Raw genomic sequence first — 15,342 nt, forward strand, 5'->3', positions numbered from 1 at the left:
GCCCCCACCCACCGTGGCGCCCTACCCCGGACCCACCGGCGAACGCGCCGACTGGTGGTGGTACGACCCCTTCCAACCCCAACCACCACCATCCAACAACTAACGTAGCGAATCTGAAACACGCTGGGGCGTAGAAGATTTGGATTGCGTTACCTGGCCGACAACCAGGCCCGCTCCGCCATGCTCACCCCAATCACCGGCTAGTCTTGGACCGGATTCGACGCTGATGGGACAGACTGATCGCCAGTGTGACTCGGTGACGCGGTTGCCGCTGTCCTGGGCTAGCACCAGGCGGCGACGCTGCGCTGTCCAAGGAATCGAACGGCAGCGCTGCACCTCAGTCGCTGGAGGCTGAACTCGCCTCGGCAATGGCTCTCCCCGCCAGTTCCGCAAGCGGGGTAACGAAAAGTTCGAGTTGGATGTTATCGGGATCGCGGAATACCAGGGTGGGCCCGTACGACATATCAGCGATACCTGACTGCGGTACGCCCTTCGCCTCCAGGTGTGCTGCCCATCGCTGCAGTTCATCTCGATCGGCAACCTGAAAAGCGAGGTGATCAAGGCCTATGCGCCGTTCGTCGAACGAACCGCTCTCCGGTACGTCGTGAGTCATTACTGACACGGTTAGACCCGCGGGGTGCATCAGAGTGATGACATCAAAGCTGTCGCCACGCCAACGCGATACAGGCGTGAAGCCCATGACTTCCTGCCACCACGCTGCGGCTCGCTCACGATCCGAGACGGTCAAATCGATATGGGAGAAGCCCTTGAGTTCTGGCATTACGGCCTCCATCCTGTAGCCCGCCTCTCACCGAGCGCCTCTGCTCCGGAAGAGGCATTCACCTATGGCGTTCGAGTTCTGCTCGGGCCTGGTCGATTTGGTCGTAGGCGTACGTCACCATCTCGGCGACCGTCATCGCCTCACCCTTGCGGGTGAGCGATTCGTAGGTTTGGTCGCCTAGGACATCGCGGAGGTGGGTGATCGCGGTGGTGATTTCGGGGAACCCCGTTGCGGCGAGGGGACTGAGCGCGAACCCGGCGATGGTGGCCGCCGGTTCGTAGCGTCCGAGCCGGTCGAAAACAACGGCGAGGACGGCCAGCGGGACCCGGATCGTGGTGGTGTCGCCCGCATCGTGGAAGTTGCGGATCGCCACAGTCAGGTGATCGAGCGCGGCCAGCGTGTCGCCGTGTTCGGCCTCAAGTAGGGCCAGACCGGGCACCAGGGATGACGCGTTGATGCGGTTGCCGCTGTCTTGAGCGATCACCAGACCCCGGCGGAGGGCGTCAAGCGCCGCGACGGGATCTGCGTCACGGAAAGCGCCGCCGTAGGCTGTGAGCGCCCACGCGAGCACGTGCGGGTTGCCTGTTGCCTCTGCAGCTTCGATGAGGCCATCCGCGCAATCCATCGCCTCCCCACGGGCACCGGCCACTGCAAGGGCGCCAACCAGCCATGCACGGAGGTACACCGGGGCATCGCGGCGGCGTGCGAGCTGGGCGCCGCACCACTCGGCCAACCGCTCGGGCTGCCCGATGGCTAGGTAGACAGATCCAAGAAAGGCTTCGATGCCGTACGGCAGCCCATCGCGGGCCCTGCCCAGAACGATCTGCCCGGCGTCGGCGTAGCCGACAGCCGCCTCGATCTGTCCGGTCGTGAAGCACCACGATGCAACTGCGTACAGGAACGCCAGCCGCGGGTGCTCAGCGACGCGGGCGGGCTCGATCAGCTCTTCAGCCCACGCTGCCGGCTCAAAGGTTTGGACCCCAGCACCGAGCCACCCCGCATAGCTGGCGATGGTGGCGGCGACATCCAGGTCGCCGTGGTCGGCGGCCCACCGAAACGCGGTGCGCAGGTTGGCCAGCTCGATATTGAACCAGTCGTAGGCCTCGCGCTGCCGGGGGCTGTCCCACAGCGCCATGATGTCGGCTTCGCATCCTGCGAAGTACCGCGAGTGGGCGGCCCGAATCTCGGCCGCTTCGCCGCGCGCAACGAGTTGTTCCTCGGCGAACTGGCGGATCGTTTCCAACATGGAAAACCGGGTCCGCCCCGAATACCGGTCGGCGACCAGCAGCGACTTGCGCACCAAGGCATCGAGCAGGTCTAAAGTAGTGAATTCGTCATCGAAACCAGCTACGGCGCAGGCGCTTTCGAGGCCGAACCCGCCGGAGAACACCGAACACCGCTCCAGCAGAACCTTTTCCGGCTCGTCGAGCAGGTCGTAGGACCACGCCACGGCATGCCTCAGCGTTTGGTGGCGCGACAGGCCACGCCGCGATCCGACCAGCAGCCGGAACCGCTGATCGAGACGATCACGCAGCTCGATCACGGTCATCGACGCCATCCGAGAAGCGGCCAACTCGACGGCCAACGGGATGCCGTCGAGTCTGCGGCAGATTTCCACTACCGCATCCGCATCTCGAGACTGCGGCAACGAAAAGTCCGACACCACACTTTGGGCGCGGTCGATGAACAAGTCCACTGCGGCGGATTCGATTCCGGAATTGACATCGAGCGACGGGACGCGCCATAGCTGTTCGTCGCTGACCCCCAATCCTTCGCGGCTGGTCGCGAGAATTGTGACGGTCGACGAGGCGGCGAGGATAGCCTCGATTAGCTCGGCGACGCTATCGACGACGTGCTCGCAGTTGTCCAACACCAGCAGCCGGACCCTGCCCTCCAAGGCAGCCGCGACGCTGTCTGCCATGCTCTTCCCGGGTTGCTGGATGATGCCCAGCACCGCGGCCACCGCGTCGGGCACCGCAGCGGGATCAGTGATCACGGCCAAGTCGAAAAACCAGACGCCGTCCGGGAACTCATCGGTCAGCCGCGCGGCCACCTCGGTCGCCAGGCGGGTCTTGCCGACCCCACCCACCCCGGTCAGCGTCAACAGCCGATGAGCCTTCATCGCGGCTCGCAGCTCAGCGACCTCCGACTCACGCCCGACGAAGCTCGTGGTCTTCGGACGGAGGTTCCCCGGACTCCGGTCGACGGTCCGCAACGGCGGAAACTCCGTCTGCAGCCCTGGCGCTCGCACCTGGAACACGCCCACCGCGGTGGGCACATCCCGCAGCCGCCGCGACCCCAAATCCAGAAGGTCGACTCCGGTGAGCAGACCCGCGGTGGAGTCGGCCAGCAGGATCTGGCGGCCATGTCCGGCTGCCATCACCCGCGCCGCACGGTTGAGCACCGCCCCGAAGTAATCACCCTGGCAGAGTTCGGCTTCGCCGGTCGCGATCCCCATCCGCACCGGCAACTCCAACGCCCGCTGCGCGGCCACCGCCGCATCTACCGCCGACCGCGGGGACGCGAAGGCGGCACACACCCCGTCACCGGTGCGCTTGAACAGAAAGCCACCGTTCGCCTCGATCGCCTTGCACAACACCTCGTCATGCGCGGCGAGTGCGGCCCGCATCGAATCCGCGTCGGCTTCCCACCGACGGGTTGAACCCTCGATATCGGTGAACAAAAACGTCACGACCCCAGACGGGGCAGCCGCCGTCACGGCATCGCCTCGGCCCACTCGATATGTCCCTCGAAGCCAAGGGTTTTCGCCGTTTCGCGGTAGCGATCGCGAAAGTCGCGATAGGCGATGTCATCGCCCTTGGCGCGAGCCAGAAGGGCTCGCATCCGCAGCAGCCAGATGTCGCGCATCACCAGGCCTTCTTCGGCCGGCGTCGATGCCAACCGCTCGATGGCGGCCTCGGCTTCGGCTACATCACCGTCGGCGCCGCGGTCGAGCAGTGTCTCCACCAGAACACTGCTCCCTATAATGCCGGCGCCCAACAGCTGTCCCTGGCGGACCAGCTCGTCGAGGGCGGAGCGCATCAGTGGTATGGCCTCATCGCGATCTCCACGTAGTGCGCTCTCCCGCGCCAAATAGAGGTCGACGGCCGGTAATGCCGAGAGGATATATCGCTGGCGCCAGAACACCTCTCTAACCTCGGCCAGGAGCGCTTGTCCGCGGTCACGTTCCGCCGCCGTTGGACGGTGGAGCAGCACATTGCCGAGCGCCGCCTGGGCGACCATCAACGCCATGTCATCGCCGGATCGTTCGGCAATCCGTACGGCATCCTCGATCTCGCGTACCGCGGCATCGTCGGGCCGCAGCACGCCAAGGGGTATCGACCCGAAAACTATGCAAGCGACCGCCGCGACGATGTCGGCCTGCCCGGCGCTGCGGCCTATCGCCAAAGCGCGGTCGACGTCGTCTCGCCACCCGGGACGGCCCAGGCAACAACGGGCATAAGTCCGGGTCGCCCAGACGAGCGCCAACGGAGATGCATAGATGAAGTTGCCTTTAACCGGATCGCCATCAGCCAGGTCGATGGCCCGTTGCGACCAGCGCAGCCCGTCACCGGCTTCTCCAGCTATCAGCTTGCCGAAGATCGGCCCGTAGGACAGCCCCACCGTGAAAGTCGCATCGCCGACCGACTCGACGAGGGCCATGGCTTCCGATGCCAGCCTCGATGCCTCGCGCACCCGGCCCTGAAACACCTCGTCGATTACCAGGCCCGCGGTGGCGATAGCCAAAGACGCCTTATCCCCCGTAGCGCTGCACAACTCCCTCAACTCGTCAAAGCGGGAACCGGCAACATTCATATGGACTCGGTAGGCAATCCCGCACAGCATGGTGCGCGGGGCGATGCGCATGGCCGCCCGGGCCGGGTCCTCGACGGGGAGGGCGTCGGCGATTTTTTGGGCGCGCTCCCAACTGTGGCGTGCTGCGCCGATGTCACGGTTGGTCGCCCACGATGCGGCACGCATGTGCCAGCCGTAGGCGGCGTGCAAATCACCGGCGGCCTCTAGATGTTCGGCGATCAGGGCCGCATTCTCCTCCGCCGCGGCCGGGTCACGCGATTCGATTGCCGAAGCGACGCGCCGGTGCAACTCGGCGCGATCCGATTTCAGCTGGGATTCGTAGGCGACCGCGCGAGTCAGCGGGTGATGAAACATATATTGCAGTTGGCGGGTGAACCTGACCTGGTCGATGAGTTGGGCCGCCACGAGGTCGTCGAGAAGTGGTTCAATGCCAAGCGATTCGAGCAACTCGCTGCTGAACCGCGAGCCGATGACCGCTGCGGCGCTCAAGGTGCGTTTGACCGCGGGGTCGAGGCGGTCGATGCGAGCGGCGATGGTGGCCTGCAAGGTGGCGGGCACACTGACCTCGCCAACGTCCGCTGCCGATACGTACCCGCCTCGCTCACCGTCCAGCACACCGCGGTCCGCCAGTTCACGCACGATCTCCTCGGCGAAAAATGGGTTGCCGGCAGCTCTTTCGGTGATCGTCTGACTCAGTGCACCCACCGACGGGTCGGGGCCGAGCAACCCTGAGACCAGTGCGGTTGTTTCTGAATCACTCAGCGGCGCAAGCGCTATGGTTTGAGCGCCGGGTATTCGCCCCAGCGCCCCCTCGTACTCCGGGCGGTAACTGGCCAACACGAGCGAGAGGGTCTGCGGGATCACGGTGAGAAAGTCCGCGATCATCGACTCGCTGACCTCGTCGATCCAATGCACGTCCTCAACGACGTAGACCACCGGCGCTTCCCGAGCCAGGGAAGCGGCATTGAGCAGCGCGGTCAACCGGCGCCGCCGGGCATCGGGATCGATTGCCGGCAATGCAGCATCCGGGTCGGCGATGCCCAGCAGGTCGTCCAACAGCAGCAAGTCCTCAGGGTCAGCGTCGTTGAGCCGGTTGCGCACCCGTTCGCGAGCGGTGTGCCCATCCAGACCCTCGATGCCGGTGGCCGCGCGCAGCAGCCGCGCCACGGCATGGAAGGGGACCTGGCTGGTGTGCGACTCGCAGAACGTGCTGAACACCTCCACACCGCGGCGACTCGCCAACGCCGCCACCTCGCGCACCAGGCGGCTCTTGCCGATGCCCGGTGGACCGACCACGGTGACCACCGCGCCGTGACCCTCGATGGCGCGCTGCAACAAGCCCTCGACGGCGGCCATCTCCCAGCGCCGACCAACAAGATCGGGCTCAGCACGCCCGACGGCCCGACGCCGCTCCGGCACGCCCAGCAGCCGCACGGCGCAGACCGGTCGATCAGTGCCCTTGATGCTGACCCGGTCAACCTCACCGAGAGTCACCGCGCCCTCGACCAGGCGCGCCGTGGATTCGTTGAGCATCACCGCACCCGGCCGGGCCACCGACTCCATCCGCTGCGCCATGCCCACCTGTTCACCGATAGCGGTGTAACCGAAAGCGCCCGAACCGATTTCACCGGCAATCACCTCACCGGAATTGAGGCCTACCCGCAATTGCAAGTCCAAACCGTCGCGTTGACGCACGTCGACGGCCAGCCGCTTGGCCTCCTCCTGAACCCCTAACGCCGCTAAGCAGGCACGCACGGCGTGATCCTCCAACGCCACCGGCGCGCCGAACACCGCCATGATCCCGTCGCCGGTGAACTTGTCGACCGTGCCGCCATAGCGCCGCACGACCGCCGCACAGCGGTCGGCCAGCTCGGCCATGATCTCGCGCAAACGTTCCGCGCCCACCGCCGTCGCGAGGTCCATGGACTTGACGACGTCGGCGAACAGCACCGTGACCTGCTTGTACTCCGCGCGGATACTGGCGCCTTCAACCGGTGAGCCACAGGCATGGCAAAACCGGGCCCGCTCCAAGGGCTCGGTGCCACACGTCCGGCACGCCGCCATGGCGTTCACCCGACCTCCACCGATCCGGCCCCCAGCGTTTCCAGCTCTCCAAGGATAGGCGGTGGGCACTCAGGCGTCCTACTGCGAGGGAGTCATCAGTGTGTTGCTAGGCACGGAGGCGTCAAGCACTTTGCGCGCGGTCTCGGCCCCAGCGACGGGAAGGCCGTGGGGGTCGAGCAAGCCGAGTTGAACGAGGACGCTGGCTTGGTCCCAGTAGATGTGCTCATGCACGAGTTTGTCTTCCCGAAATTGCACGATTGCCACAGTCGGAATCTGCACTGCACGTCCGGTGGGCTCGATGCCGGGCAGCATCCAGTCCATCCGGGTGGTGTGAGTGAAACGGACGATGAACTCGTCGACAAGGGAACTCTCCCCGACCGTGCGGCTGACCGGGAGGAGTTCGAAATCGGGAGGATTCACGCCGATGAAATGGTGTGCGTAAAAGCGTCGCAAGCTCTCGAAGCCGACGCCACCGGTCATGGTGGGGATGTGGTTGACATACGGTTCCGCGACCATGGTGGACATGGTGGCGTCCACGTCGCGTGTTTCAAACTCGTACCGGCAGTGAGCCTCCCACAGCGCGGCAAGATCATAAGCGGTCATCGCCAGCACCTTTCTCGGGGAATTCCCGGCCTACGGTTGACCAACACGCTTCAGGGCTGGAACGCACTGGCGCAACGCGGGCTTGGATCGCGAAACAGGATCATAGGCATTGGATCCTCTATTTCGAGCGGGCGTTCAACTCGGCTGGGCCTGGTCGATTTGGTCGTAGGCGTACGTCACCATCTCGGCGACCGTCATCGCCTCACCCTTGCGGGCGAGCGATTCGTAGGTGGCCTCCCCGAGAACGGCGCCCAGGTGGGTGATCACTTTGGTGAATTCGGGGACCGCCGACGCAGAGAAAGGACTGAGTGCAAACCCAGCGATGGTGGCGGCCGGTTCGAAGCGTCCGAACCGGTCGAAAAGAACGGCGAGGACAGCCAGCTGGGCGAGGAGCGTCGTAATGTTGCCCGAATCGTGGTTCAGGCGGATCGCCAGGATGAGGTGATCGAACGCGGACACGGTGTCGCCGTGTTCGGCCTCAAGTCGTGCCAGATGCAGTCCCAGGAGTGACGCGATGGTGCCGTTGCCGCTGTCTTGAGCGATCACCAGACCCCGGCCCAGGGCGTTAAGCGCCACGACGGGATCCGCGTCGCGGAAAGCCACACCGTAGGCACAGAGCGCCAATGAGAGGAAGAACGGGTTGCCGGTTGTCTCCGCAGCCTCGATAAGGCCATCCGCGCATTCCATCTCTTCCCCACCGCAACCGGCCAATGCAAGGCCGCCAACCAGCCATGCCCGGATATGGACGTGGGTGTCGCGGCGGCGCGCGAGCTGGGCGCGGCACAACTCGGCCAACCGCTCAGGCTGCCCGATGGCTGCGTACACAAGTCCAAGCACTCCCTCGATGCCGTAAGGCAGCGCCTCGCTGCTGCTGCCGAGAATGATCTGGCCGGCCTCGCTGTAGTTGAGCGCCGCCTCGATCCGGCCCGTCGCGTAGCACTGTGACGCAAGCACGTACAGGAACGCCAGCCGCGGGTGGTCGACCGCGCGGGCCGGTTCGATCAGCTTTTCGGCCCAGGCGATCGGCTCAAGGGTTTGGACAGAAACACCGAGCCACCCCGCATAGCTGGCGATGGTGGCGGCGACGTCCAGATCACCGTGGTCGGTAGCCCACCGAATCGCGGAGCGCAGATTGGCGAACTCGACGGTCAACCAGGCGTAGGCCTCACGCTGGCGGGGGCTGTCCCAGAGGGCCAGGATGTCGGCTTCCCGCCCGGCGAAGTATCGCGCGTGGGCCGCCCGAATCTCGGCCGCTTCGCCGCGGGCGACGAGTTGTTCCTCAGCGAACTGGCGGATCGTCTCCAGCATCGAAAACCGGGTCCGACCGCCGGACCGATCAGCCACCAGTAACGACTTGCGTACCAGGGCATCGAGAAGATCCAGGGTGGCGAGATCATCGTCGGAACCCATGACGGCGCAGGCGCTTTCGAGGTCGAATCCCCCCGCGAACACCGAACACCGTTCCAGCAGCACCTTTTCGGGCTCGTCGAGCAGGTCGTAGGACCACGCCACGGCGTGGCGCAAGGTGTGGTGGCGTTCCAGTCCGCGCCGCGAGCCGACCAGCAGCCGGAACCGCTGATCGAGCCGATCACGCAGCTCGCCCGCGGTCATCGACGCCATCCGAGACGCGGCCAACTCGATGGCCAACGGGATCCCGTCCAGGCGGCGACAGATCTCCACCACCGCGGCCCCTTCATCGACCTGGTCGATCGAGAAGCGTGGGGTCACACTGTGAGCGCGTTCGACGAACAAATCGACTGCCGCAGAGCCGATCCCCTCTCCGAAGTCCAGCGACGGCACCGGCCAGAGTTGCTCGTCGGCGACCCCCAATCCTTCCCGGCTGGTCGCCAAGATCTTCACCGTCGCCGAGTGCACGAGAATCGCCTCAATCAGATCGGCGGCAGCCACCAGGACGTGCTCGCAATTGTCGAACACCAGCAGCCGCACCCTGCCTTCCAAGGCGCCGGCCACCGACTCGCTCACGCTCTTGCCGGGCTGTTGGGTTATGCCCAACACCGCCGCGACGGCGTCGGGCACCGCAGCAGGATCGGTGACCGCGGCCAGCTCGAAAAACCAAACCCCGTCCGGGAATTCATCAGCCAGCCGCCGCGCCACTTCGAGAGCGAGCCGGGTCTTGCCGACCCCACCCACCCCGGTCAGCGTCACCAAGCGATGCGTCCGCAGAACCGCTTGTAAATCCGTGACCTCGGATTCGCGGCCGATGAAGCTGGTGGCCTGAGGTCTCAAATTCCCGGGCGTCGGATCAAGCGTGCGCAACGGCGGAAACTCGGCCCGCAGCCCGGGCGCTCGCACCTGGAACACACCCACCGGAGTAGGTAGGTCCCGCAACCTTCGCGACCCCAGATCGACCAGATCCACTCCGGTGAGCAGACCCGCCGTCGACTCGGCCAACAGGATCTGGCCACCATGACCGGCGGCCATCACCCGGGCGGCGCGATTGAGCACCGTCCCGAAGTAGTCCCCGTCTCGCAGCTCGGCCTCACCGGTGGCGATCCCCATCCGCACCGGCAACTGCAACTCGCGTTGCGCATCGATCGCCGCGTTGACAGCGCACATCGGCGACGCGAAGGCAGCCACGAAACCATCGCCCGTGTGACTGAACAAGAACCCGTCGTAGGCCTCGATCGCGGTGCGCAACACTTTGTCGTGGGCGACGAGCGCCGGTCGCATCGCCTCCGCGTCGGACTCCCACCGACGGGTCGACCCCTCAATATCGGTGAACAGAAACGTGACCACGCCCGAAGGGGCAGCGGCCGTCACGGCATCGCCTCAGCCCACGAGATATGACCTACGAGGCCAAGGGATGTCGCCATGTCGCGGTAACGATTCCGATAGTCGCGGTAGGTGGCCTCATCCCCGTGCGCCTGGGCCTGCATTGCGCGCAGCCGCAGTAGATATAGGTCGTGGATGATGAATCCAGGCTCGGTGGGCACCGCTGCGAGCTGGTCGATGGCGGCCTGCGCGTCCTGCAGGTCGGCGTCTGTTCCTCTGGCTAGCAGGGCTTCCACGAGGACGACGGTCGACGCGCCAATATAGATCGTGCCGCCGGAGGCGATTGCTTTCTCTACGACCGAACGCGACAGCTCGATCGCCCCGTCGAAATCGCCGGTTCGGGCCTTCTCCTCGGCCAGACGGCTGTCGGCGAGCCAGGCCGCTGACATTGTGAACCGCTCACGCACGGCGGCGTCGCGTGCCTCGACAAGCAGGGCGAAACCGTCCCCGTGGTGGGAATCGTCGCCGGCGACGAGGGTCAGCCCACGTATGAAGCGAGCGCACGCCAGCGTGAAATCGTCACCGGATCGCTCCGCGATCTCCAGTAGCTCAGCCGTCTCGTCGAGGGCGGACGCATCCGGCGACGTCAGCGCGCCGGAGATGGTGAGAACGTACTTGAACAGCAGGATCACCGCGCGGATCGTCGCGTCAAGTGCCCGGGCCATCGACGCGGACTGGTGGAAGTCATGCCGCCACCTCGGATCGCCGAGGAAGAACCGTGCGCAGCCCCGCACTACGATCGCCGCGGCCAGCGGAGATCCGATGATGAGGTTGCCCTTGGCGGGGTCGCCGTCAGCCAGGTCGATCATGCGTTGCGCCAACCGCAGCACTTCGGCAAATTCACCCGTCTGGTATTTGGCAGTGAGCGGAGCGTAGAGCAGCGCGAGTGTCAATATCGGGTCGCCGATCGACTCCAGCAGGCTGGTGAGTTCGAAACTCAACAGCGATGCTTCCTGGAAGCGCGCGTGGACGATCAGTGCCGAAACCCACCCGGTCATGCCCATGGCCAACGACACCTTGTCGCCTGTGGCGTCGGCGAGTTCACGCAGTTCATCGAAGCCGGTGTCGGCCATGCTGCCCCCGGCCAGCCAGGCTGTCGCGCAGAGCATGGTGCGCGGAGCGATGCGCATCGCAGCGCGGTCGCGATCACTGTCGGGCAGCCGATCAGCGACGTGGCGGGCGCGCTGCCAGCTCGCGCGCGCGGCGGTGATGTCGCGGTGAGTCAGCCATGTGCCGGCGCGCATGTGCCAGTTGAATGCCGCGTGCAGATCGCCGGCTGCTTCGAGGTGTTCGGCGATCAGCGCTGCGTTTTCGTCCACCGACGCCGGGTCGCGCTCCTGGATCGCGGCGGCCAGCCGGCGGTGCAACTCGCCGCGGTCCGATTTGAGTTGAGCCTCATAAGCGACCGAACGAATGAGCGGATGGTGAAACACATACTCGAGTTGCTGGGTGAACCTCACCTGATCGATGAGCTGCGCTGCGATCAGGTCAGCAATCACCGGTTCGATCCCAAGCATTTCTAATTCGCCCAGCCCGAAACGTGAGCCAATCACCGCCGCCGCGCTGAGGGTGCGTTTGGCGTTCGGGTCGAGCCGATCGATGCGCGCGGCGATGGTCGCCTGCAAAGTGGCAGGCACGCTGACATCCGCCACATCCGCGGTCGACACACGGGCACCGGGCTGTCCCCGCAACACGCCGCGCTCGGCGAGCTCACGCACGATCTCCTCGGCGAAGAACGGGTTACCGGCGGCCCGCTCGGCGATCGTCCGACCCAGCACACGAACCGAGGAGTCGGGCCCGAGCAGCTCTGACACCAACGCCGCCGTCTCCGGATCACTCAGGGGCGCAAGGGCGATGGTCTGGGCGCCGTGCACCCGAGCCAACGCCCCCTCATACTCCGCACGGTAAGTGACCAACACCAGCGAGGGCGTCTGCGGGATCACCGTGAGGAACTCGGCGATCATCGACTCGCTGACCTCATCTATCCAATGAGCGTCCTCAATGACATAGACGACGGGTGTCTTTCGCGCCAGGGACGCCCCATTCAGCAGCGCCGTCAACCGCCGCCGACGGGCATCGGGATCGATCGCCGGAGGCGGGGTGTTCGGGTCGGCGATGCGCAGCAGGTCATGGAGCAACAGCAAGTCCTCGGGGTCTGCTTCAGGAACGCGGTCACGCACTCGATCGCGAGCGTTCTGCCTGTCAAGCCCCTCGACTCCGATCGCGGCGCGCAACAGCCGTTCCACGGCGTGGAATGGGACTTGGCCGGTGTGTGCCTCGCAGAAGGTGGTGACCACCTCCACGCCGCGTCGATGCGCCATCGCGGCCACCTCGCGCACCAGACGGCTCTTACCGATGCCGGGCGGCCCCACGACGCCGACCACTGCGCCGTGGCCGTCGAGCGCGCGCTCCAACAAATCGTCAACGGCGAACATCTCCCACCGCCGACCGACCAGATTCGACTCGGCACGCCCGACAGCGCCATCCCGTTCTGCCATACCCAACAGGCGATAGGCGGGCACCGGCGCATCGGTGCCCTTGATCTGAATCTGTTCACATTCCCCGAGCGTGGCAGCGTCATCGGCCAGTCGCGCTGTCGATGCGCTGAGCATCACTCCGCCCGGCGGGGCCACCGACTCCAGCCGTTGGGCCATCCCTACTTGCTCACCTACGGCGGTGTATCCCAGTGCACCCGAACCGATCTCGCCGGCGATCACCTGACCGGAGTTAAGTCCCACCCGCAACTGCAGATCCACAGCGTCGCGATCTTTGACCTCGGCGGCCAATCGGCTGGTCGCATCTTGAATGCCCAGCGCCGCACGACACCCCCGAACGGCGTGGTCTTCCAACGCGACTGGCGCGCCGAACACCGCCATGATTCCGTCGCCGGTGAACTTGTCCACCGTGCCGCCGTACCGTTGCACCACCGCCGCGCAGCGACCGGCGAGGTCTGCCATGATCTCGCGCAGGCGCTCCGCACCCACGGACGCGGCGATGTCCATGGAATGCACCACATCGGCGAACAGGACGGTTACCTGCTTGTACTCCGCACGGGTGTCCTGCGCGGTGACCGGTGCACCGCAGCCGTCACAGAATCGGGCGCCCTCTCGCGGCTGGGTGCCACACGTCCGGCACGCTGCTATGGCCGTCACCCGACCCTCCGCCAATCCGGCCCCCGGTCCTCACAGAATAGGGGATCGCACGCTCCGCGAGGCACTGTTGGCATCGCAAATGGGCACTGCCGATACAGGGTTTCCAGGCCCTATATGTCGTCTACTTCGAGACCGCGTTCAGCGCCGCTCGGCGTTCACGTGATGGCGCCGCCGAACCCGGTATTCCCTGAACCAGAGTTGAACCCGCCCGTATTGCCGTCGCCCGAGTTGGCAATTCCCGTGTTGTAGCTGCCCGAATTGAAACCACCCACATTGAACGCGCCCGTGTTGAAGCCACCCGAATCGTGGGGACCCCCGTTTCCTATCCCCACGTCGAATGCTCCCCCGTTCGCGATGCCGGTGTCGTACAGGTTGACGTTGAACAAGCCCGTGTCGACGTAACCTGCGTTCGCGATGCCGGTGCCGAAATCGCCGCTGTTGAATAATCCGACATTTGTGATGCCGGTGTTCCCAAAGCCGAGGTTTCCGATGCCGGAGTTGAAGAAGCCGACGTTGTTGCTGCCGGAGTTGCCGATGCCGATGTTGTTGCTGCCGGAGTTGAAGAAACCCAGATTCCCGACGCCCGAGTTCAGGCCGCCGAAGCCAAACTGGTTATTGCCGGTCAGCCCGATGCCGAAGTCGTTGTTACCGAAGTTGCCGAAACCGATGTTGTTGCTACCGGTGTTGCCGAAACCGATGTTGTTGCTGCCGGTGTTGCCGAAGCCATAATTATTGTCGCCGTTACCATTGTTCACGCTCGCAACACCGGCGTTCCCGAAACCGAAGTTACCGTTGCCGTAGTTTCCGCTGCCCACGTTATTGCTGCCGTTGTTTCCGCTGCCCACGTTATTACTGCCGAAGTTTGCGCTGCCGACGTTATTGCTGCCGTCGTTCGCGCTGCCCAGGTTGAGGTTGCCGATGTTGCCGCTGCCCAGATTCAGACGGCCGATGTTTCCGCTGCCCAAGTTGGTGTTGCCGATGTTTCCGCTGCCCAGATTCTGGCTGCCGATGTTGCCGCTGCCCAAGTTGTAGTTGCCGTTGTTGCCGCCGCCGAGGTTCAAGGTTCCGGTGTTGCCCAGACCCAAGTTGATGTTCACGTTTGCCGCGGTCGCGTCGGCGCGGGAAACTACCTGCCCCGGCAAAGTTTGCAGCCACTGCTGCACCGACCCCAACTGGGTGGCCGCCGCCGCGGCCACACCTCGATAGCCGACCATCGCCGACACGTCCTGGGCCCACATCGCCTCGTAGTCGGATTCCACAGCCGCAATCGCGGGAGCGTTGAAACCGAACAGGTTCGACATCACCAGCGACACCAGCTGGCCGCGATTGGCCGTGATCGACCCGGGGTCCACGATGGTCGCCAGCGCGGCCTCGTAGGCGACGGCCGCCGCCCGCGCCTGGGCCGCCGACTGCTCGGCTTGCGCGGCCGCCCCGCCCAGCCAGTCCACGTACCCGGCGGCCGCGTTGGTCATGGACGCCGCCGACGGGCCCTGCCAGGCCTGCCCGGCCAGGTCCGAGGTCACGGAGCTGAATGCGCTTGCCGCCGCGCTCAACTCACTGCGGATCCCGTCCCAGGCCGCCGCCGCCTCCAGCATCGGCCCCGGGCCCGGCCCATCAAGCAGGAGCACCGAGTTGACCTCGGGCGGAAACACCGAAAAGTTCATCACTGCTCCCCTCGATCGTCGTTGATCAGACCTTCAGCAGCCACTGGAGCAACGTACATTCTCCGGCCTGCCCCATACCCCGTTAGGCGGGAATCCAATCCCGGCCGCCGCACGATCGTTGCGGACCGGACCGCAGGGATCAAGCGCTCGCAGTCGCGGTTGCGTGCGAACCCGAGCAACGGCACACTTTGGCTCCCGGGGCTCGCTGCTGAGAAGGGACCGCGGTCATGAGCTTTTTGGTGCTCCCGCCGGAGATCAATTCGTCCCGGATGTTCTCCGGTGCCGGGTCAGCGCCAATGTTGGCGGCCGCTGCGGCGTGGGACGGGCTGGCCGATGAGTTGAGTGCGGCCGCGGGATCGTTTTCCTCGGTGACCTCGGCGTTGGCTGGTCACGCGTGGCAGGGTCCTGCATCCGCGGCGATGGCCGCCGCAGCCGTTCCGTATTCGGCGTGGTTGACCTCGGCGGCGTC

At 65.4% G+C, this 15,342-nt stretch carries 8 protein-coding genes and 1 pseudogene; 2 read left to right on the forward strand and 7 right to left on the reverse strand.

What is annotated here, in order from left to right:
• Positions 1-103, forward strand: a 103-nt coding sequence (locus tag A5696_RS28155; protein ID WP_231964186.1) for a hypothetical protein, incomplete at its 5' end; no start/stop codon positions are given.
• Between the two features lie 234 nt (positions 104-337).
• Here the strand turns inward: A5696_RS28155 and A5696_RS26800 are convergent.
• The 7 genes and pseudogenes from A5696_RS26800 to A5696_RS01335 form a co-directional block, all read right to left on the reverse strand.
• Complete coding sequence (locus A5696_RS26800; RefSeq protein ID WP_197516865.1) at positions 338-781, reverse strand: VOC family protein; 444 nt, start codon at positions 779-781, stop codon at positions 338-340.
• A 58-nt stretch (positions 782-839) separates the two neighbouring features.
• Positions 840-3,473 carry an AAA family ATPase gene (locus A5696_RS01310; RefSeq protein WP_067872206.1) on the reverse strand — a complete coding sequence of 878 codons (2,634 nt, stop codon included), beginning with the start codon at positions 3,471-3,473 and terminating at the stop codon, positions 840-842.
• 23 nt (positions 3,474-3,496) lie between these two features.
• Positions 3,497-6,661, reverse strand: a complete 3,165-nt coding sequence (locus A5696_RS01315) for an adenylate/guanylate cyclase domain-containing protein (RefSeq protein WP_067872203.1) — start codon at positions 6,659-6,661, stop codon at positions 3,497-3,499.
• 78 nt (positions 6,662-6,739) lie between these two features.
• Positions 6,740-7,264: an ester cyclase gene (locus A5696_RS01320; RefSeq protein WP_082968871.1), complete on the reverse strand. Its 525-nt coding sequence runs from the start codon at positions 7,262-7,264 to the stop codon at positions 6,740-6,742.
• Positions 7,265-7,399: 135 nt separating this feature from the next.
• A complete protein-coding gene (locus tag A5696_RS01325; RefSeq protein WP_067872195.1) occupies positions 7,400-10,045 on the reverse strand; it encodes an adenylate/guanylate cyclase domain-containing protein in 2,646 nt (881 codons plus the stop codon).
• Complete coding sequence (locus A5696_RS01330; protein WP_067872198.1) at positions 10,042-13,209, reverse strand: adenylate/guanylate cyclase domain-containing protein; 3,168 nt, start codon at positions 13,207-13,209, stop codon at positions 10,042-10,044. Before A5696_RS01330 ends, A5696_RS01325 begins: the two co-directional genes overlap by 4 nt.
• 161 nt (positions 13,210-13,370) lie before the next feature.
• Positions 13,371-14,873 (reverse strand): annotated as a pseudogene (locus A5696_RS01335) (PPE domain-containing protein); the annotation flags it as partial.
• Positions 14,874-15,100: 227 nt separating this feature from the next.
• Here A5696_RS01335 and A5696_RS26805 point away from each other — a divergent pair.
• Positions 15,101-15,342, forward strand: a 242-nt coding sequence (locus A5696_RS26805; RefSeq protein ID WP_156738207.1) for a PPE domain-containing protein, incomplete at its 3' end; no start/stop codon positions are given.

The sequence above is a fragment of the Mycobacterium sp. E2699 genome (genome assembly GCF_001666745.1).
In the GTDB taxonomy this organism is placed as follows: Bacteria; Actinomycetota; Actinomycetes; order Mycobacteriales; family Mycobacteriaceae; genus Mycobacterium.